This window comes from Novosphingobium sp. 550D, from assembly GCF_057401885.1.
In genome coordinates this window covers 3,472,987-3,492,752 of record NZ_CM171613.1, presented here as the reverse complement: position 1 = coordinate 3,492,752, position 19,766 = coordinate 3,472,987, and the positions used below count along the sequence as shown (strand labels likewise).

Here is a 19,766-nt window from a genome sequence, read left to right as displayed (position 1 = left end):
AACCCCGCGATGAACGAACCCATTATGCCCATGACCAAGCGCGATCTGCTCTCGATGATCGGCACGGCGGCGGGCGCTTCGGCCATGTATATGGCCATGTCCAGCATGGATCAGGCCAAGGCCTCCAATTTCCAAGGCCCGCCCAAGCTGGAAGGCGGCAAGGGCGCCAGCGTCCTGATCCTTGGAGCAGGCGTGGCGGGGATGACCGCCGCGCTCGAACTGTCGCGCGCGGGCTACAAAGTGCAGGTGCTCGAATATAATGACCGCGTGGGCGGCCGCTCATGGACGCTCAAGGGCGGCGACACTTACACCGAACTGGGCGGCGCCACGCAGACCTGCCAATTCGCCCCGGAAAATTACATCAATCCGGGTCCGTGGCGCATTCCATGGCATCACCACGGTCTGATCCATTACTGTCATGAACTGGGCATCGCGCTCGAGCCGTTTATGCAGGTCAATTACAACGCCTATGTCCACAACACCAAGGCGTTTGGCGGCAAGCCCCAGCGCTATCGCCATATTCAGGCGGATTTCTACGGCCATGTGTCCGAGCTTCTGGCCAAGTCGGTCAATGCAGGCGCGCTGGCCCAGACGGTCAGCAAGGAAGATGGCGAGATCCTGCTTGAAGCGCTGCGTTCATGGGGCGCGCTGGATCGCAACATGCGCTATGTGAAGGGTTTGGCCAGCAGCGGACGACGCGGTTACGACAAGGAACCGGGGGGCGGTCTTTCGGCGGTGCCCGAACCGTCCGAACCGATTGATGTTCAGACCCTGCTGCGTTCGGGCCTGTGGCGTTCGATCGGCGGCAATCTGCAATGGGATCACCAATCCTCGATCTTTCAGCCGGTCGGCGGCATGGGGCAGGTGGCCAAGGGTTATGAACGCGCCGTAGGTCATATGGTGCGCAAGAACAGCAAGGTGACCGCCATCCATCAGGATGAAAAGCTCGTCACCGTCACCTATAAGGACACCAAGAGCGGCGCGGTGATGAAGGCTGCGGCGGATTACTGCCTCTGTACCATTCCTTTGCCGGTGCTGGCCCAGATCGAGATGAATGTCAGCCCGGAACTGGACGCGGCGATCCGCGCTGTGCCTTATACGACCAGCGTCAAGGTGGGTCTGGAATTCAAGCGCCGTTTCTGGGAACAGGACGATCAGATCTATGGCGGGATCACCTATACCGACCTGCCCAACAGCCAGATTTCCTATCCTTCGACCCGCTATGGCGACAAGGGGCCGGGTGTGCTGCTGGGCTGCTATGTCGGCGGTCCGGCGGGCTATGAACTGACCGCGATGACGCCGCAGCAACGCGTGGAAAGCGTGATGGGGTGGGGCGAACAGATCCACCCACAATATCGCGCCGAATTCATGAACGGCATTTCGGTGGCATGGCACCGTGTGCCCTTCACGCTGGGCTGTTTTGGCCAGTGGTCCGAACAGACGCGGGCCGAACATTACACCAACCTGTGCAAATTTGATGGCCGCATCCTGTTGGCCGGCGAACACGCGTCCTATTACGGCGGCTGGCAGGAAGGGGGTATCACCTCGGCCATCGACGCGATCACGCGGTTGCATCAAAAGGTCGTGGCGGGGTGAGACACATGAAGAAACTGATCTTGAGCATGACCCTGTTGGGGGCGGCTTCGGTGGCTTCGGCCCAAAATCCGGCACCGACTCCGGCGCCTGCCCGTGCCGCTGGTGCCTCGGCGGGCGATGCTGCCTTCGGTGCTCGCATGTTGGGCGAGGCGACGGGCGAGCAGATTTTCAACCGTGTCTGCGCCGCATGTCATATGCCCGATGCCAAAGGTGCCGAAGGGGCGGGGCGCTATCCCGCGTTGGCGGGCAATCAAAAGCTGGTCATTGGCGCCTATCCGGCGATGGTGGTGGTCAAGGGGCTGAACGGCATGCCCGCGATCGGATCCATGCTGACCGACCAGCAGGTGGCCGATGTGGTCAATTACGTCCGCACTCATTTCGGCAACAAGTTCAAAGGCCCGGTCAAGGCAGAGGACGTCAAGGCGATGCGCTAATCGGGCGGGGCATGGGGCGGTTGCCTCATGCCCCGGCTTGACGGCGGGCCGCATTTGCGTCAGTGCGGCGCCCAAGGCGATGGATTTCCGCCGGGCCTTATGGGCCGAACCGCCCGGCCCTTGGGTGAACTTCGGGGTGTCGGGCTGATGATTCCTACCTTTCGCTGATCTGGCAACAAGGTGGAATTATGCGCGCTTTCCTTGAAACTCTGACCGCTCCGCTGCTGAAGGGGCGTTTGCTTTTGGCCCTGCTGGCCATGGCGGCGTTGGTAGGTTCCTTATGCGCCGCGTTTCTGTGGAGCCTTGATGCGGTCACGCGCCTGCGCTTCGATCATCCATGGCTGCTGTTCCTGCTGCCCGTGGGCGGGGCCGGGATCGGCTGGCTCTATCACCGCTATGGCCAGAGCGTTGAGGCGGGCAACAATCTGATTCTTGATGAAATCCACGAGCCGGGCGGCGGCGTGCCCCTGCGCATGGCGCCGCTTGTATTTCTGGGCACGGTGGTCACCCATTTGCTGGGCGGATCGGCGGGGCGTGAAGGCACCGCCGTCCAACTGGGCGGCAGCATAGCCAGCGCCCTGGCCCGCGCGGCAAGGCTGGATGAAGGCGATGTTCAGATCCTGCTCAAGGCGGGGATAGCCGCCGGGTTTGGTGCGGTTTTCGGCACCCCTATGGCCGGGGCGGTCTTCGCGCTGGAGGTGCTGGCCATCGGGCGGGTGCGTCTGGGCGGGTTTCTGGCCTGTCTGATCGCGGGCTATGCGGCCGATTGGGCCTGTCAGGTGTGGGGCATCCACCACACGCCCTATGCCATCAAGCATCACGGATGGGACATGCTGCTGCTGATCAAGGCGGCGGTGGCGGGGGCGCTTTTCGGGCTGGTCAGCATTCTGTTTGCCGAGGCCAATCACACGCTGGGCGGATGGCTGAAGCGGCTGATCCCCTATGGTCCGGCGCGGCCTGTTGTGGGCGGGCTTGCGGTGATTGCTTTGACCTATGCGCTGGGCACGCGCGCCTATCTGGGGCTCGGCGTGTGGTCGACCGATCCGGCGGCACCCACCATTGCGGGCTTTTTTACCGGCCCGGTCGATTATGCCAGTTGGGCGCTCAAAATCCTGTTCACCGTCATCACCCTGTCCAGCGGTTTCAAGGGGGGCGAGGTGACGCCGCTTTTCTTCATCGGCGCGGGCCTGGGCAATGCTTTGGCGGGCGTGATGAGGGCGCCGGTCGATCTATTTGCCGGGTTGGGCTTTGTCGCGGTCTTTGCCGGGGCGGCCAATACGCCGCTGGCCTGTATCATCATGGGGCTGGAGCTGTTCGGTCCGGGGCCGATGCTGCCCATGATCATCGCCTGCGTTGCAGCCTATGCCTGCTCCGGCCACAATGGCATCTATCTGTCGCAGCGGGTTTTGCGCCCAAAACTGCTTTATCCGGCGGTGGAGGAGGGAAAGTCACTTCGAGCCGTTCGCGCGGCGCGGCGCACCAAGGGGGATTAGGCCGTTCAAGGCCCGAAATGCCAACCCCTCAAAACACACCCGGCACCAGTCGATAGCGTACCTTGTCCTTGAACGCCTGATAGGCGGGGTCTGCCGAGAGGAGAGTCTCTTCGGCGCGCAGGCGCAGGATCTGGGCCCACCAGCCGATCGTATAGAGGATCAGGTTCAGCGGGCTGGGCATCAGGATCATGATGCCGATATGGACGGCAAGGTATCCGGCGTACATCGGGTGGCGGATAAAGCGATAGAGGCCATCGCTCTTGATCCCGCGATTGGCGGGCGCGATGCCAAAGCTGCGACGCAGCGAGAGTTTGGCCATGGCCTGAAACAGGTTGCCGATGACAACCAGCGCGATGCCGATGGGCGCGATGGCGGGGAACATGTCAAAGCCCGGCTGGATCAGCAGCGGCGCGGCGGTGGCCGTAATGGCCAGCAGCCAGTCGCCAAGCCGCATCGAGATGTTTTGCGTAGGCCGCCGGATCAGCGTGAAGATGACGACCGCCGTTTCCGAAATCAGCACCAGCGGCGCATAGCCGTTGAGCGAATGGGCCACGCGGTTCACCAGCGCCAGCCACAACAACAGGATCAGCCCTTGTTCCACCCGGTCCAGCACGCGCGGATTGGCGCGGGCAAAGGCGCGGTCGAGCGGGCCATCGTTGGGTGTGGGGAGGGTGGCGCTCATCATCGACGGCTCTGGCTTTCGCAAGGGGCGGGACCATCCCGCGCAGGCCATCAGGATTACGGTGGTGATGGTTAATAAGTCGCTAGGAAAAGCGGCGCTTGACTCTGTGATGGCATCGGCATAAAGGCCCGCCCGGAAGTTGACGGGTTCGCCCGTCGGCTCATCCGTCCGAGACAGTTGGTGTGGGGAATTTGCCCCGCTTAATGTCCAGCCTAGACGGGGAAAAGAGATTTTGGGCCTTCTGGCCCCAATCGCGGCTTATTGGCCATGCTCCTTTGGGGCGGCCTGCTGCACTCCTTCCCTTTGTCACGGACTCATCGCCCCTGCGGGCCGCGCCTTGGCGTGTTTCGCAAGGACAAAGTAGCCGGCCCCGAGGCTTTTGCCAAAGGGCCATTTGTGAAGGAGTAAGGCATGGATCGTTCGCAGAAAGCCGAATCGGTCGCCCAGCTCACTGCGGTCTTCAACGAGGTCGGCGTGGTGGTTGTCACCCGTAACCTCGGCCTCACCGTGGCACAGTCGACTGTGCTGCGCGGCAAGGTCCGTGAAGCTGGCGCGACCTACAAGGTTGCGAAGAACCGTCTTGCCAAGCTTGCTGCTCAGAACACCCCGTACGAAGGTATCGGCGATCTGCTGACCGGCCCCACCGCGCTTGCGTGGTCGGTCGATCCGGTTGCCGCTGCCAAGGCTGTGGTGGACTTTGCCAAGACGACCGACAAGATCGAGATCGTTGGCGGGTCGCTGGGTAATGTTGTTCTGAACGCTGATGGTATCAAGGCTCTGGCCTCGATGCCCTCGATCGACGAACTGCGCGCCAAGCTTATCGGCCTTGTTCAGGCTCCGGCCACCAAGCTGGCTCAGCTTTCGACCGCTCCGGCGGCCAAGCTCGCCCGCGTGTTCCAGGCCTATGCCGACAAGGACGCTGCGTAAGATTTGCCGTGGGCCTTGGCCCGCGAAAATCGGTGCAGGTAAGACTTTTGAACCCTATTTTTCCGGGTTTGGCGCCTCCGCCGCCCGGTAAACAACATTGGAGTAAATATCATGGCTGATATCGCCAAGCTCGTTGAAGAACTGTCGGCTCTGACCGTCCTCGAAGCTGCTGACCTCGCCAAGGCTCTTGAAGAAGCCTGGGGCGTTTCGGCTGCTGCCGCTGTTGCTGTTGCTGCTCCCGCCGCTGGTGGCGAAGCTGCTGCTGCGGTTGAAGAAAAGACCGAATTCGACGTCATCCTGACCGGCGACGGTGGCAAGAAGATCCAGGTGATCAAGGAAGTCCGCGCCATCACCAACCTGGGCCTGACCGAAGCCAAGGCCCTCGTTGAAGGCGCCCCCAAGGCCATCAAGGAAGGCGTGTCGAAGGCTGAAGCCGAAGACATCAAGAAGAAGATCGAAGAAGCCGGCGGCACCGTCGAAGTCAAGTAAGACTTCACAGTCCGTCGGTCGGATCTTCCGACCGAACAGAGAGGGCGGCTCCCACGGGGCCGCCCTTTTTGCGTTTGGTTTTGGGCGAGGTTTTAAGATGCCTCCGGCGGGCAAAGGGCGAGGGCCCTTTGCAATCCCGTTACTGTCTTTGTTGTGCGAGGGGGCGGCGTTGTGGTTGGAGGGAAGGGTTGTTAAGCCGCGTCGTGAGAAGAAAGGCAGACATTGCGGATACGATGCTATTGCGGACATGTCGGGGATAAAGCAATTTGCGATGATGAGGCATCAAATCTATCTCGTGTGCACTCTTGTTTTGCTGTGGGTCAGCACCGCTTCGGCCCAGGAGGTGACGTCAACGTCGGCGGTGCAATCGGCTCCACGAATGTTACCATCGCGCACCGAGGCAAAGCGCATGGTCGTTAAGTGCGGCCTTTCCAGCAACCGCGTAAGTGTTCGATATGAACACGACATACAGGAGGATGTGGTCTGGGTGGCGCCCGCCCGAAAGCCGCTTTCCAAAGCCATTCTGACGTGCATAGCGCGAGCGTCACTGGACACCACCTACTACGTCTATTTTCGCAATCAACGCGAGCAACAGCATTATTGGCAAATCTATGGCGAAATCAGCTATGAAGCTGATGTAGCGAGCGCCCGTTCATGGTTGCGTGAGCAAAATATGATTTCGACCGCGCCAATTCCTATTAATGGCAAACCGCTGGCCGACTTCACGATGGCAGTAGAGAGCTTCTGCGGCGTCAAGCCCCGCTCACTTCTGGAGTCGAGTGAGCATATGATCACCTTTGCTCAAGGCGGTTTAGGCGTAGTGACGGAGGAAGGCGTGAAGAATGCGGCCGCCACCGATGAGCAATTCAAATGCGCTATGAATGTGATGGCGTCAGCCGATCTGAAACGGAGAGGGATACTCTTTGGATTTGTCGGCAGAGTGGCAGAGCACAGCCACTGAACATTGCAATTTGGCAATTATTGCCAGTATGCCATGTCCGCTCCCCCTAACTTTCCTGCCATCCCCTGCCGCGTTGCGGCCTTCAAAACCCGCTACTTTGCCCCAATCCACAACGCCGCCGCCTTAACGCTCCGACGACAATAACGGGATTGCAAAGGGCCACCGCCCTTTGCCCGCCGGAGGCCCATTAAACCTCCTAAACCTAAACACCGCTGAAAAGCTTACGCCGCCAGCGCGTTCACGATCACTCGATTGCGGCCTTCGCGTTTGGCCTGATACAGCGCGACGTCGGCGGCCTGGATCAGCGCTTCGCCATTATTGTCCATGTTCGATGACCAACTGGCGATGCCAAAGGACATGCTGACCGAGCCAAGGGTGCGGCCTTTCTGGCGCACGTTGATTTCGCTGATCGCGTGGCGGACCTGTTCGACGCGGTCCATCAGCACTTGCGCGGTGGTGCCCGGCGCGATGATGGTGAATTCCTCGCCGCCAAAACGGCACACGACATCGCCGCTGCGGAACAGTTTCTTCAATTCGGCCCCGACGGCCTGCAATACGGCATCGCCCGCATCATGGCCGAATTCATCGTTGAACCGTTTGAAGTGGTCCACGTCGCACATCACCACGCTGAGCGGTACGCCCGAACGGGTGGAGCGCGCGATTTCCAGCGTCAGCGCTTCTTCCATATAGCGGCGGTTGAAAAGGCCGGTCAGCGGATCGCGGATCGTCTGTTCCCGCAGCGAACGTTGCAGGCGGTGGTTGACCAGAGCAGAAGCAATGTTTTCGGCCAGCACCGTCAGGCGGAAGCGCGTTTCGCTCTCCACCACGCCGAGCAGATAGAGGACACCAATGACTTCGCCCCCGGCCAGCAGCGGTTCGCAATGATAGATTTCGCCGTCGTTGGCATGGTGGCAAACGATGTCGGTGCCCGGTTCGGCGACAAAATGGCTCTGTCCCCGGCGCAAGGCCCAGCATTGATCGGGGGCAAAGCCTTCATCGCCCGGATCCATTCCGCCCCAACCGGCGATCGGCACCAACAGATTGCGCGAATTGTTGTGGGCATAAAGCGCCCCCGACATGCCGGGCAAGACGCGCGGCACAAAGACGCGGATGATTTGCGCCAATTCATCATCGGTGCGGGCGGCCTGCATCCGATGCGCCATGCCGCCGAGCAGTTCGATCACATCGCCCCGCTGGCGCAGGGTTTCGCTGTTGCGCTGCAATTCGGTGTTGGCGACATGCAATTGGGCTTCGCTGGCGATCTGATCGGCCACGGCATCTTCAAGCTGATTGGCCATGACGTTATATTGTTCGGCAAGATCTGTGAATTCCTGCGACCCCATCGCGCTGGTGATCCGCACCGAGCGTTGGCCATTGCCCATATCGGTCATTGCGCGCAGCATGACGGCCAAGGGGCGCTGAATACCGCGTATCAACAGGGTAAAACCGAAGACCACGATCAGGGCCACTGTCGCCGCCCCGCCCACAGCGAGACCTTTTGACCATGCAAGGCGGCTTTCCAGCGCGTTGGTGCGACTGGCCTGCAATGCGCGTTCATCGTCAAGGAAGCTGCGCGCGCGCACGGTGATGGCGTCCATTATTTCGCGGCCCTGACCGCTGGCGATTTTGGCCCGGGCGTCGGCGAATTTGCCTTCGCGGCAATAGGCCATTGTCTGGCGCAGGGAGGCCGATCGGTCGCTTATCAATTTGGCGACTTCCTGCCAGCGCTCATGCTGCACCGGATTATCCTTGGTCAGTCCGACCACCAAACGGATGTTGTCCTGAGAGCGGACAAGCGCATCATCGACGCTGGCGCCAAAAGTCGGCGATTGGGTCAGGGCGTAACCACGGGTGCCCGATTCGGCCGCGCGCAACTGGCTCAAGGCCATTTGCGATTTTTCGATCACGGTGGAGGAATGGTTGACCCATTTGACGGCGTCACTGGCCTGAAGTGAGGCGTCAAAGAGAATCGCCGCAAAGGACGCCAGAGCCAGAATGACCAGAGCGCCAAGGAAGGTAATGCGGGCAGAGAGCGATGCGAACATATCCCGGTTTAACAAGACTCTGTTAGAGGATGGTTAAAAAGTGATTGCAGTGTCTCCTGGGGCGATTGCATATATACCCAATAGAATCAAATGTATGGGTTTATGGCGGCTTTGTCGATACGGATTCCGCATCACCAAATTTCCTAGCTTCGTCCGCCTGACTTAACCGCTGGCGCATAAAGTACCGCCGCTGCCCTTGGGGATGGTCGTACAGCGTGCCAAACAGTTCAAATCCCGGCTTTTCGTAAAATCCGTGCCGGTGTCGCGCTCAAGTTTTTCTTGCTTGCCGCTATGTCCTTGGCCGCGCAAATTCGTGGGATGAACGTCCCCATTTCCACAGCGCCCTATCTGGCGGCCATCGCGCAATATCCGATTGATGATCTGGCCGATTGGGCCGCTTATGAAACCAAGTTGCGCCGCTGGGTTGATCAGGCGGCGGGGCAGGGGGCCAGTCTGCTGGTTTTCCCCGAATATGGTGCGATGGAACTGGCCGCGCTGGACCCGGTGGGGCGGTCCGATCTGTTGGCCAGTCTTGGCGCGGTGTCCGATCTTCTGCCCCGCGTGGACGCACTGCATCGCGAATTGGCGCGGGCGCATGGCGTTTACATACTCGCCGCCAGCGCGCCTTGCCGGGTGGAGGGGCAGAGCGCCCGGTTCGTCAACCGCGCCCGCTTTTTCGCCCCATCGGGCGCGGTCAGCCATCAGGACAAGGTGATGATGACCCGGTTCGAGGCCGAGGAATGGGGCGTTTCCCCGGCAAGCGCGATAGACAGCCCGCTGCGCCTGTTCGACACCGCGCTGGGGCGGATCGGCATTACGATCTGTTATGACAGCGAATTTCCCCTGATCGCCCGCGCGCTGGTTCAGGCCGGGGCGCAGGTGATCCTTGCCCCCTCCTGCACCGACAGTCTGCATGGCTATTGGCGGGTACGTATCGGGGCACAGGCCCGCGCCTTGGAAAACCAGTGCTTTGTCCTGCAATCGCCGACGGTGGGGGATGCGCCATGGTCGCCTGCGGTCGATGTCAATCGCGGGGCGGCGGGTCTGTATGGCCCGCCCGACGCCAAACCCGCGGCCGGGGCGGACATGCCCGCCGATGGCGTTCTGGCCTTGGGGCGTGAGGGTGAGGCCATGTGGCTTTACGCGCCCATCGATCTGGCGCGGGGGGCAGCATGGCGGAGCGATGGCTCGATCCTGACCCACCGCGATTGGGATGCGCAACCGGGCGCGGGTCAATTGCCTGTCGTCGAATATGTGGACTTGCGATAGGTGGTCCACCCAACGCAACAAAGGACAGCCCGATTGCCGCAACGCCGCGTAAAAGTCTTTTTCGATGGGGGATGCCGCCCCAATCCCGGCCCGATCGAAGGCGCCGCCGTGATCCGGGGACAGGTCTATCGCTTTGACAATCTGGGCCATGGCAGCAATCGCGACGCCGAATGGCTGGCGCTGAACGCCGCCCTGCGCCTGTCGCAGAGCTTGGGGCTAACCCATGTCGAACTGATCGGTGACGCGCTGGAGGTCATCACATTGGCCAATCGCGCGATGGAGAGCGGGCAGGGCGGCGACCATCATGGCGCGGCGTTTCTGAGCCTGATCGCGACCCATCGCCCTGCGCGCATCCGGTGGATCAAACGGCAGCAAAATCTGGCGGGGATCGCTCTGGCCGCGCGCCATCCGCGATAGGGCGATCTTAACCACCCCGGCTTAGGCTGGCCCCATGACCTTGCTGCTCAGTTTCCTGCCCGAATTGCTTGTGATTGCCGCCTTTCTGCTGGTGGAGCGCATGGCGGGCGCGACGCGCACGGATTGGTGGCGCAATCTTCAGATCTGGGCGCTGCAATTCGGTGTGGCGCTGACGGTCCTGCCCTTGCTGCGTGGTTGGGTGGGGCCAGCCTTGCTGGACGGGGCGCATCTGCCCTTTTGGCTCGGCTTCATCATCTTTCTGCTGCTCAAGGATTTTGCGGAATTCGCGTTTCACTATGCCCAGCATCGCGTGCCATTTCTGTGGGCGATGCATGCGTTGCACCATTCGGACCCGGAAATGTCGGTTCTGACCACCCAGCGCCATTTCTGGGGCGATCAATTGATCAAGCAGATGACGGTGTGGTCGGTGGTGCTGATGGTCATATCGCCCACACCGGCCATCGCCTTTGCCTATGGCATCGCCTCGCTGTGGAACCTGTTTGCGCACCTGGACGCGCGGATCGATTTCGGTCGCTGGTCATGGCTGCTCAACAGCCCGGCCTATCACCGCCGCCATCATTCGATCATGCCCGAACATTACGACACCAATTTTGCCGGGATTTTTCCGATCTTCGACGTGATCTTCGGCACCTATCGCCGCCCGGACGGATTTCCGCCGACCGGCATGGGCCGCAAACCTGAAACGATGGTCCAGGCCGCTATCTGGCCGCTGATCTGGGATCGGCCCTTGGTGAAGGTTGCGGTTAAAAACAGCGAGAATGATGCTGCATCGCCTGTCACGGCCGACGCCTTGCGCTCTTAACTCTCCAGCGCGGAAACCGGCAGATCGAGGTGAAAGCGCAAGCCGTCGCGTTCAAACAGCATCTGCGTTGTGCCTTCGCCATCCAGCCCATGTTTCAACAGGCGCGATCCAAAGCCCCGGCGGGCGGGTTCGCGCACCGGCGGGCCATCGACCTCGCGCCATTCAAAACGCAAGGTCTGATCATCCATGCGCCACGTCAATTCGATCGACCCAAACGGCGCCGACAGCGCGCCATATTTGGTGGCATTGGTGGCCAGTTCGTGGAACAGCATCGACAGCCCCACCGTTGCGCGCGAACCGACGGGCAAATCCGGTCCCGACAGCTTCAGACGCCTTGCATCGGCATGGGGTTCAAGCGAACCGGCAATCGTTTCACGCAACGACCCTGCGGCCCAGTTCTGACGAAGCAACAGGCTGTGGGCATGGCCCAGCGCCTTGATGCGACTGGCAAAAGAGGCATAGACGGGCGGTTCGACATGGGCGCCCATCGTCTGGCGGGCAATGGAACTGACCATGGCCAGCGTATTTTTCAGCCTATGCGCCAATTCCTGATTGGCCAATTGCAAATCCAGTTGGGTACGCATGGTGTCCGTCGTTTCCATGACGGTGTCCAACATCCCGCCCACCGACCCATCGGCCAGACGCAGCGGCCCGTAACAAAAGGTGAAATAGGCCTGTTCCGGACCATTGCCCCGATCGATGATCAACGGATAGTTTTCGATAAAGGTCGATGTGCCCTCCATTGCACGTTGGGCAATCGGGCCAATATCGCTCCACACCTCGGCCCAGACTTCACTAAACGGGCGGCCCAGCGCTTCGGGTTTGTCGCCAAGGATCGGGCGGAAGGCGTCATTATAGATGGTGATGAGGTCAGGGCCCCAGCACAGCGCCTTGGGAAAGTGCGAATCGAGCACCTGTGCCACCACGGTTGCCAGTTCGGGCGGCCAGGATGCGCGCGGGCCAAGCGGGGTCGCGGCCCAATCGAATTGGGCGACTTTTTGACGCATGGCTTGATTTTCAGGTATTTGCGGCACGGTATCGACTGGCTTTCCCCAAAAGCATCTACGGTCAGGCCGTCCGCGCCCATCATTTGACGAGAGCAAGTCGTTAAGCATCCAACCGCAGGGGCACCCTGTGGTTCCCAATGGTTGGATGCATACCGTTCATTTACCATAGGGCGACAGGTGCAAACCATGCAACTGAAACCTGTCGATTTGGAACATGGTCTTATTTCGCGCCGCGGGGGCAATCCCCAATTGGCCGTTTTTGAAGTTTTCCGAGTTTAAGCAGATGTTCCGGACGCGGGGAGAAAGCTGCGGTTGCCTATGTGGCAGCACGCGACCAATGTCGGTCGTTGAGGTCGGCCAACGCGAACGTCTGCGCCAGACAATAGCCGTCATTCGGCTCACTTCAGCCCGTCCGGCGGGACCCGCCGACAACCCAGACACTGCGTCGCGGCCTGCTGGATCCTGAAAGCAGGCGTTGCTTCACTTTATCCGGCTGCGGCGTTACCCACCGCAGCGTCAGCCAATCCATTAACCAGCGCGTCCAAGCCCCCATGAAAGCTGCGTTCAAAGTCAAGTATTTGGTCCAGATAGTGGTGCATCGGACCGTTCGCTTCAAATGTCGCCCACCCCAGAGCAAAGGATATGACCGATGCCTGGTATGACAATGCCTGCTCGTGACTGAGCCCCAGCGCAGTGAGGGGCGCAGCTATGCGTTGTGCGCGCTCGGCCGGATCGGCCTGCGCGGCCGGTCGTGCCAGCGCGCATAGGCGGGCACCGTCTCGGTGTGCCGCGAAGCTGCGCCGAAGCGCGCGACCAAATAGTCTCAGCCATTCCCGCCATTCCCCTACTGCGGCAACTTCGCGATAGGCAGCGGCATAAATTCTCTCGACCATCAGCCCCTGCAATTGGGCCTTGTCCTTGATGTGCCAGTAAATCGCCGGAGCCTGCACGCCCAACCTTGCCGCGAGCCGACGCATGCTGAGTGCATCTATGCCCTCTTGGTCCAGCAACTCGAATGCCGTGGAGACGAGGCGATCAACGTCGAGAGTTGGATGAGCGCGAGTAGTCATAAGTATGACTGATTGACTCCTTAACGCTGTTAAGTCAAATTGGATCTTGCAAATCGCAGTCGGAGGATCGCGCGCCATGTCATATGTTCGTAACGCCTGGTATGTCGCCGGATGGTCGCACGAACTGGCAACGGAAACCCCACTCGCCCTGTCGATCCTCGGAGAGAGGATCGTGGTCTGGCGATCGGCAAGCGGCATGCTCAACGCGCTTGAGGATCGCTGCGTCCACCGTCTGGCACCGCTTTCACTCGGCCGCTGCGAGGGCGAGGGGCTGCGATGCATGTATCATGGACTGCTCTTCAATCGTGAAGGCCGGGTTGTGGAAATTCCGGGACAACAGACGATCCCGCCCAAGGCGCATGTCCGGCGCTATCCTGTAGTCGACCGTCACAGCTGGATCTGGATCTGGATGGGCGATCAGGACAAGGCTGACGAGAACCTCATTCCGCCCGCGGTGGGCCTCGACCATCCGGATTATATTCTTGGGCACGGCCATCTGGATTATGCTGCCGAAGCAAGGCTCATCAACGATAATCTGCTCGATTTCAGTCATCTCACCTTCGTTCACGCGAACAGCTTCGGTGCCGGTCCGCAATTTGCCGAAACCCAGGCCCGGATCACGCCGCTGGACCGTGGGATCCGCTATGAACGGTGGATCGAGAACTCCCTTGGTTCATCCTCACGCAAAAGCGATGTCCCGATGGACAGCTTCATGACTTACGACTTCCTGATCCCCGGCATCCTGCTGATGACGGGCGGCGTGTTTCCGCTCGGAACCGCAAGCGCTTGTGAACATGGCACGCCGGACCTGTCAAAGGCGGTGAGTGGCGTGACATTTACCAGCCAGGCAGTAACGCCGATGAGGGACAAGAATGCGCGCTACTTCTTCTCCTGGGGCCCGCGTTGCGATCAAGGCGATGCTGCCGTGCGCGACGGGCTCATGGGCATCGCCGCGCGGGCTTTCGCTGAAGACAAGGAAATGATCGAGGCACAACAGCGCGTGATCGACGATACCGCCGATGTCCAAATCATGCCCACCAGCCATGACCGTGGCGCCACGCTGTTCAACCGTCTCGTGGAGAAACTCGCTCGTCAGGAAGGAGAAAAACCGCAGCAAGCCGCATGACGGCATATGGCAGCTATCCGCAAGTCGCGCATTGCAACCTGCCGCCCAGGAGTGTCCCCATTAGGAGATAGGGCTTTCGCGGCCCGACGAAGGGCCGATTTTGGCGTAGCCGGACGTTCCCAGTAGAAGCGGTGACCGTCAGAAATGTCCCAATTCTGGCCATAGGCGGTGCTGGGCTGATGCCCGTTTCCACTAATTTTCCGGACATTCCTTCGCCGCTTCGCGGCCTTCAATACAGGCAACTTCTCCCCCATCACAACGGCGCGACCCTGACACACCGCCATAATGGGATTGCAAAGGAGCGTTCTTATGGTCGCATTTCTCAAGAGAAATGCTCGGCGCCCTTTGCCCGCCGGAGGCACCTGACCCAAACCCATGCATCCTGCCCGCGTTGCCCTCGACTGGATTGCGACCAAGCGGCCTCAGGCCAGCCCGTCCCACATCAGTTTCAACCCGACGAGCATCATCATGGCATAGATGATGCGATAGAAGCGCGCGGCATCGACGCGCCGCACGACCCATACTCCGGCCCATGTGCTAAGCAGGGCCAGCGGCATCAGCACCGCCGCATGGATCAGGTTAGCCCGCGTGAATTGGCCCAGCGCCATATAGGCGGGCACCTTGATCCAGTTCATATACGCAAAGGCGATGGCGGTGGTACCGACCAGCACGTCACGCTCCAGCTTTTTGGGCAGGACCCACATCTGGAACGGGGGCGCACCGGCATGGGCGATGTGGCTGACAAAACCGGAGAACGTGCCGAACAGCACGCCAATCCATCCGGGCGAGTTGGAGGGCAGGGCGCTGCGCCCGCCGCGTTCGTTCCACATGCGTTGAATGCCGAACAACAGCGAGACAATGCCCACCGCAAACAGCACGGCCTTTTCGCTCACGCTGCGCGAAAACAGCCAGCCCAGCGCGACGCCCAGCGTCATGCCCGGCATCATGACTTTCAGGATGGCACCGGACCAGTGCTTGCGAAAGGACCATACGCTGACCGCGTCCTGTACGATCAGGATGGGCAGCATGACCGCCGCGCTTTCCACCGGTGCGTTGGCCAGCACCATGATTGGCATGGCCAACCCGCCAAGCCCGGCAAACCCGCCCTTGGCCATGCCCGACACCACCACGGCCAAAACCGCACAGATTATGGCCATAGGGCTGTCGAGCATCATGCAAACCTTTCATTCGGGGGCAATATGCCGATAGCCATCTTTGCACCCTTGCGCCAGTTGCCGGTCATCGACCCATGGGCCGGGCATGCGGCATCGTGTGAATTTGCCCCGCAAAGTGGCGGATTTCTGGGTAGAATCATCTAAATTGCACGAAACGATCTTCGCAAGGGTCTATGGTAAATTCCAAGTAATCCTCCCCCTTCGTATGGTATTTGGCGATGAACATTTCCATTTCGCGTGTCATTTATGCTGGATCGACCGCTATTATCGCGCTCATTCTGGCGATGATCTATTTCGGCTCCTCGGGCCTTAGAGTCCGTTTGAGAATGTCATGCTGGGATAGCGGTAATGTCGATCCTCAGGCTTTCTGCCCAACGGTTCGGCCTATGGGCCGCATGGTCATTCAGGCGATCAGCGACCTGCTCGGGCTCCCATACTGCGGCGCATTCGAGGTTTTGGCATTCTTCAAGGGAAGCGGGGCGCTCGTAGTTTGTCGCGGCGAAGCCGGAATGATATAGGGATAGCTGACCACTGATTGCATCCTGCTTATAGAAACAGGGTTCTTGTGAATTTTCTGGTTGAAGTGGTCCGGAGCCGATGATCGGCCATGCCCCCTTTGTGATCGCATGATTGGCCACCCACAGCCGGAAGGCAACGGGCAGGCTGGGGATGCGGTCGATCGCAATATCTTCGTCGAAGGTCCCTTCGAAAAAGATGATCAAGGGCTCGGCTGCAACTTGCCCATAGGCATGGCGGCCCGATCCAAGGTCGATAAGCACGATGTCGCCGACCTTCCGGCGAACTCGCTTCTGCTTTTGAGTTGTCGCCACGCTTTACGTTTTCCCCTTTTTAGCCACCTTTTCTTATGGCGTGAGCCGCCGAAGCAAGTTGCTCGCCATGGCAAGATGGATCATCGCCTCCGATACGTCGAGGCGCTTTTCATAATCACGCACGAGCCTGCGCCAGCGCGTCATCCAACCGAAAGTCCGCTCGACGACCCAGCGCCGGGGCAGTACCTTGAAACCCGATACATCGTCTGACCGACGGATAATTTCGACGGTAAAGTCCCGCAACGCCGCAGCATCCATTAACTTGGTACGGTCATACGCGCCATCGCCAAACAGGTGCTTGAGCCATGGCCAGCGCTTGCGGATCGCCGCCACAATCTCCTGAGCGCCCGCACTGTCGGAGATGTCGGCCGTAGTCAGATTGACCATGAGCAACCGTCCATCAGTATCGACAGCAATGTGGCGCTTGCGTCCCTTTATCCGCTTGCCCGCATCGTAACCGCCACCAGACGGGGCCGCTGGCGCCTTGATCGACTGGCTGTCCACCACTGCTGCGGTCGGGCTCTGTTCGCGCGCCTCACGTTCTCGGTCGAGCATCAGCGCCACGTCGTGGATCGTGCGGAACAGAAGGCGGCGTACAAAGCGCCGGAACCACCAATAGACCGTTTGCCACGGCGGAAAATCCTTGGGCAGCATTCGCCAACCTCCGCCTGAACGAGCCAGATACCGCAAGGCGTTCAGCACCTCGCGTAGATCAGTCGAGGGTTTGCGTCCCTGCTTGGGAGGCACGGGCAGAAACGGTCGGACGAGGTCCCACTCCCCATCGGTCAGATCGGTCGGGTAGCGCTTCGCTTGTTTCTCACGTTCTGCCATCCGGCTACGGCTCGCTCGGTTCCACATCCCGAGCTTGAATCACAAGAGCCGCTGCCACTCAACCCATTCTCAAACGGGCTCTAAGTAATATGTTGAAATTCCTTGAATTAATGTCGTCTTTTAATGAAATATCTCATGATAGTCGAAGGGGTGCGGGGAATTTGTACTTAATGGTTAGCGATCATTTGGATTTCTTAAAGAAATCAAAATGATCGCGTCTTGGTTGATGTGTTCGAGTTTTGCTCAGCCGGTACGCCAATGCGACGAACCGCTCAGCGTCTCGCCGCATCCCGCTTGCTCCATACCGGCTTTGCCGGATATTTCCTGACCCAACGGGTTTCAGGGAAAACGGACATGAAGGCTTATCTGGCGGGTTTGGCGGTGATGGTGGCGGCTGTGGTGCCGCAGGCGGCGATGGCGGATGATCCTAATGATCCGGCGATGCGCAGCGCGGCGGCGCGGGCGCGGGATCGGGCGATTATTCAGAAATTGAACCGCGACCAACTGGCCTATGTGCGCAAACGCGATGCGGAATATGCAAAGGACTGGGCGGCCTATCGCGCGGTCCAAGGGCAAGGGCGCGGGCAGGGGCGCTATGCTCCCCAATCGGATTATGAAGAAACGGCCTATGATTCCACCGCCATCGATGCGCGGCGGGACGCGGCGAACTATGAACAAAGCCGCCGCCAATATGAACAAGACCTCGCCGCATGGCGCCACGCGGTCATCCAATGCCGCAACGGCTACTACGAATATTGCGCCCGCTAACGCGCCGCAGGCCCGCAAACAATAACCCAAAACACCCCGCCAGCGGCCCACGCGCCATCCAGTATCGGGATTGCAAAGGGCCCCCGCCCTTTGCCCGCCGGAGGCAAACTTTAACCCCCCTCAAAACCCCACCCCCCCCATAATTCACTACCCGCCACCGCCCCCATGCCCTAAAGGCGGGTCAGCATTATGGAGGCATCATGGCTGATCTTTATTTGAAAGCGCTGGAATCCGAGCGCAAACAGCTTTGGGCCACGTGCCGGCTGAAAGGGCTGGCCAAGGACACCCCGGAACGCCAGCGGATCGCCCAGCTCGACGAACTGCTGCGCGCGCATAAGGCAAAGTCGGACGGGCCAAAGTCGGCTGGAGCAGGGTCGGCCAAGAAGGGTGGGGCCTGAACGATTGGGGGCCTGAATTGCGGCCACCCCCCCCCCGCTATCCTTGACCTGCGCGCCGAATAGGCGTAGGGCGCGCCAATTCTTGCGGGGATGGGCTTGTCCTGTCCCTTGCACAAGAGAGCTGAACATTGCCGGTGCGTGCCGGGTTTTTGTGGGTCATCCTGCTGAAAGCCTTGTGTTATCCGTCAAAGTAACCCGGCGCCTTTGGGCAGGGTGGAGCGTTTCGGTTCGTATTTGCGCGCATCTGGCGTTGGTCGCCGGGTGATTCGCGTGAACGCGTTCGTTTCCTTCATCCTTTAGCATTGGGCGCCAGATGGTCATGCGGCCTTTGGGCCAAATGGCTTGTTCGCACCGGAAGTCGTGTTGCCCATAGGGCCGCGCAACGGAAGGGCGCTTTTGTGGCGGTCAATCGCCGTCACGCAAACAAGGTGAAGAGATTCAATGCCTACTATCAACCAGCTGATCCGCCACGGGCGCGAACCGCAGAAGGCCAAGAGCAAGGTTCCCGCTCTTGAGCAGAACCCCCAGAAGCGCGGCGTCTGCACCCGCGTGTACACGACGACCCCGAAGAAGCCGAACTCGGCTCTTCGTAAGGTTGCCAAGATCCGTCTGACCAACGGTCGCGAAGTGATTTCGTACATCCCGGGTGAAGGCCACAACCTGCAGGAGCACTCGGTTGCTCTGATCCGCGGCGGTCGTGTGCGCGACCTTCCCGGCGTTCGTTACCACGTTCTGCGCGGCGTTCTGGATACCCAGGGCGTTAAGAACCGCAAGCAGAGCCGTTCGAAGTACGGCGCCAAGCGTCCGAAGTAAGGCCAAGCGCCTTTCTTTTTGGTCTTATAGATTTAAGGAATACAAACGATGTCACGTCGTCGTCGTCCCGAAAAGCGGGAAATCCTGCCCGATCCCGTCCATGGCGATCAGGTCCTGTCGAAGTTCATGAACAACCTGATGCTCGACGGTAAGAAGTCGGTTGCGGAAACCATCGTGTACAGCGCGCTGAACACCATGCAGACCCGCGCCAAGGCTGACCCGGTGCAGCTGTTCCATGACGCCCTGAACAACGTGAAGCCGCAGATCGAAGTCCGCAGCCGCCGCGTTGGTGGTGCGACCTATCAGGTTCCGGTCGAAGTGCGCCCCGAGCGCGCCCAGGCTCTGGCGATCCGCTGGCTGATCACGGCCGCTCGTAACCGCAGCGAAACGACCATGTCGGCTCGTCTGTCGGGCGAACTGCTGGATGCTGCCAACAACCGCGGCAGCGCGGTCAAGAAGCGCGAAGACACGCACCGCATGGCGGACGCGAACCGCGCCTTCTCGCACTACCGCTGGTAAAAGGTGTGGGGCGGGGCTGCTTTTGCGGCTCCGTCACAGGCTTGTCACTATTCCGAACCTAAGGGCGGGGATCATTCCCTCCCGAACCCAAGG

At 60.3% G+C, this 19,766-nt stretch carries 21 protein-coding genes and 1 riboswitch; of the genes, 14 read left to right on the top strand and 7 right to left on the bottom strand.

Annotated features, from left to right (window positions below; genetic code table 11):
• Positions 1–9: 9 nt before the first annotated feature.
• From AC2S2E_RS16525 to AC2S2E_RS16515, 3 genes are all read left to right on the top strand, one after another.
• Positions 10–1,596: a flavin monoamine oxidase family protein gene (locus tag AC2S2E_RS16525; RefSeq protein ID WP_486523107.1), complete on the top strand. Its 1,587-nt coding sequence runs from the start codon at positions 10–12 to the stop codon at positions 1,594–1,596.
• A gap of 5 nt (positions 1,597–1,601) precedes the next feature.
• A complete protein-coding gene (locus AC2S2E_RS16520) occupies positions 1,602–2,030 on the top strand; it encodes a c-type cytochrome (protein WP_476107923.1) in 429 nt (142 codons plus the stop codon).
• 66 nt (positions 2,031–2,096) lie between these two features.
• Positions 2,097–2,194: riboswitch (Fluoride riboswitch) on the top strand.
• 24 nt (positions 2,195–2,218) lie between these two features.
• The gene (locus tag AC2S2E_RS16515) at positions 2,219–3,523 is read left to right on the top strand and encodes a voltage-gated chloride channel family protein (RefSeq protein ID WP_476107922.1); all 1,305 of its coding nucleotides are present in this window, start codon (positions 2,219–2,221) and stop codon (positions 3,521–3,523) included.
• Positions 3,524–3,551: 28 nt separating this feature from the next.
• On the opposite strand, the gene AC2S2E_RS16510 is transcribed toward AC2S2E_RS16515, so the two are convergent.
• A complete protein-coding gene (locus AC2S2E_RS16510; RefSeq protein ID WP_486523106.1) occupies positions 3,552–4,208 on the bottom strand; it encodes a methyltransferase family protein in 657 nt (218 codons plus the stop codon).
• Positions 4,209–4,616: 408 nt separating this feature from the next.
• On the opposite strand from AC2S2E_RS16510, the gene rplJ reads away from it, so the two are divergent.
• The 3 genes from rplJ to AC2S2E_RS16495 all read left to right on the top strand — a co-directional run bounded on the left by rplJ (position 4,617) and on the right by AC2S2E_RS16495 (position 6,582).
• Positions 4,617–5,132 (top strand): 50S ribosomal protein L10, encoded by a 516-nt coding sequence (gene rplJ, locus AC2S2E_RS16505; RefSeq protein WP_476107920.1) that lies wholly within the window; start codon positions 4,617–4,619, stop codon positions 5,130–5,132.
• Positions 5,133–5,243: 111 nt separating this feature from the next.
• Positions 5,244–5,621, top strand: a complete 378-nt coding sequence (gene rplL / locus AC2S2E_RS16500) for a 50S ribosomal protein L7/L12 (RefSeq protein ID WP_168603844.1) — start codon at positions 5,244–5,246, stop codon at positions 5,619–5,621.
• A 247-nt stretch (positions 5,622–5,868) separates the two neighbouring features.
• Positions 5,869–6,582 carry a hypothetical protein gene (locus tag AC2S2E_RS16495; RefSeq protein ID WP_486523105.1) on the top strand — a complete coding sequence of 238 codons (714 nt, stop codon included), beginning with the start codon at positions 5,869–5,871 and terminating at the stop codon, positions 6,580–6,582.
• Positions 6,583–6,803: 221 nt separating this feature from the next.
• On the opposite strand, the gene AC2S2E_RS16490 is transcribed toward AC2S2E_RS16495, so the two are convergent.
• Positions 6,804–8,627 (bottom strand): diguanylate cyclase, encoded by a 1,824-nt coding sequence (locus tag AC2S2E_RS16490; protein WP_486523104.1) that lies wholly within the window; start codon positions 8,625–8,627, stop codon positions 6,804–6,806.
• A gap of 318 nt (positions 8,628–8,945) precedes the next feature.
• Here AC2S2E_RS16490 and AC2S2E_RS16485 point away from each other — a divergent pair, with 318 nt between their 5' ends.
• The 3 genes from AC2S2E_RS16485 to AC2S2E_RS16475 are packed head-to-tail and all read left to right on the top strand — an operon-like array spanning position 8,946 to position 11,136.
• A complete protein-coding gene (locus AC2S2E_RS16485; protein WP_486523103.1) occupies positions 8,946–9,896 on the top strand; it encodes a carbon-nitrogen hydrolase family protein in 951 nt (316 codons plus the stop codon).
• A gap of 33 nt (positions 9,897–9,929) precedes the next feature.
• The gene (locus tag AC2S2E_RS16480) at positions 9,930–10,313 is read left to right on the top strand and encodes a reverse transcriptase-like protein (protein ID WP_486523102.1); all 384 of its coding nucleotides are present in this window, start codon (positions 9,930–9,932) and stop codon (positions 10,311–10,313) included.
• A 34-nt stretch (positions 10,314–10,347) separates the two neighbouring features.
• Positions 10,348–11,136 carry a sterol desaturase family protein gene (locus tag AC2S2E_RS16475; protein ID WP_486523101.1) on the top strand — a complete coding sequence of 263 codons (789 nt, stop codon included), beginning with the start codon at positions 10,348–10,350 and terminating at the stop codon, positions 11,134–11,136.
• Here AC2S2E_RS16475 and AC2S2E_RS16470 read toward each other — a convergent pair.
• Positions 11,133–12,143 (bottom strand): sensor histidine kinase, encoded by a 1,011-nt coding sequence (locus AC2S2E_RS16470; RefSeq protein WP_486523100.1) that lies wholly within the window; start codon positions 12,141–12,143, stop codon positions 11,133–11,135. The two genes, AC2S2E_RS16475 and AC2S2E_RS16470, sit on opposite strands and share 4 nt — an antisense overlap.
• 485 nt (positions 12,144–12,628) lie before the next feature.
• Positions 12,629–13,213, bottom strand: coding sequence for a TetR family transcriptional regulator (locus AC2S2E_RS16465; protein ID WP_486523099.1), 585 nt, complete (start codon positions 13,211–13,213; stop codon positions 12,629–12,631).
• A gap of 76 nt (positions 13,214–13,289) precedes the next feature.
• Between AC2S2E_RS16465 and AC2S2E_RS16460 the strand changes: the two genes are divergently transcribed.
• Positions 13,290–14,339 carry a Rieske 2Fe-2S domain-containing protein gene (locus AC2S2E_RS16460; RefSeq protein WP_486523098.1) on the top strand — a complete coding sequence of 350 codons (1,050 nt, stop codon included), beginning with the start codon at positions 13,290–13,292 and terminating at the stop codon, positions 14,337–14,339.
• Positions 14,340–14,761: 422 nt separating this feature from the next.
• Here the strand turns inward: AC2S2E_RS16460 and AC2S2E_RS16455 are convergent, their stop codons facing one another.
• From AC2S2E_RS16455 to AC2S2E_RS16445, 3 genes are all read right to left on the bottom strand, one after another.
• On the bottom strand, positions 14,762–15,511 hold the full coding sequence (locus AC2S2E_RS16455) for a sulfite exporter TauE/SafE family protein (protein WP_486524639.1): 750 nt from the start codon (positions 15,509–15,511) through the stop codon (positions 14,762–14,764).
• A gap of 332 nt (positions 15,512–15,843) precedes the next feature.
• Entirely contained in the window at positions 15,844–16,344 is a 501-nt protein-coding gene (locus AC2S2E_RS16450; RefSeq protein ID WP_486523097.1) for an immunity 26/phosphotriesterase HocA family protein, read from the bottom strand.
• Between the two features lie 33 nt (positions 16,345–16,377).
• Positions 16,378–17,202, bottom strand: coding sequence for an IS5 family transposase (locus AC2S2E_RS16445; protein WP_486523096.1), 825 nt, complete (start codon positions 17,200–17,202; stop codon positions 16,378–16,380).
• A 327-nt stretch (positions 17,203–17,529) separates the two neighbouring features.
• Here AC2S2E_RS16445 and AC2S2E_RS16440 point away from each other — a divergent pair, with 327 nt between their 5' ends.
• The 4 genes from AC2S2E_RS16440 to rpsG all read left to right on the top strand — a co-directional run bounded on the left by AC2S2E_RS16440 (position 17,530) and on the right by rpsG (position 19,673).
• Positions 17,530–17,943, top strand: coding sequence for a hypothetical protein (locus tag AC2S2E_RS16440; RefSeq protein ID WP_486523095.1), 414 nt, complete (start codon positions 17,530–17,532; stop codon positions 17,941–17,943).
• Between the two features lie 200 nt (positions 17,944–18,143).
• The gene (locus AC2S2E_RS16435) at positions 18,144–18,341 is read left to right on the top strand and encodes a hypothetical protein (protein ID WP_486523094.1); all 198 of its coding nucleotides are present in this window, start codon (positions 18,144–18,146) and stop codon (positions 18,339–18,341) included.
• A gap of 441 nt (positions 18,342–18,782) precedes the next feature.
• Positions 18,783–19,154, top strand: coding sequence for a 30S ribosomal protein S12 (gene rpsL, locus AC2S2E_RS16430; protein ID WP_168603835.1), 372 nt, complete (start codon positions 18,783–18,785; stop codon positions 19,152–19,154).
• Positions 19,155–19,202: 48 nt separating this feature from the next.
• Positions 19,203–19,673 carry a 30S ribosomal protein S7 gene (rpsG, locus tag AC2S2E_RS16425; RefSeq protein ID WP_172342606.1) on the top strand — a complete coding sequence of 157 codons (471 nt, stop codon included), beginning with the start codon at positions 19,203–19,205 and terminating at the stop codon, positions 19,671–19,673.
• The last annotated feature ends 93 nt before the right edge of the window (positions 19,674–19,766 follow it).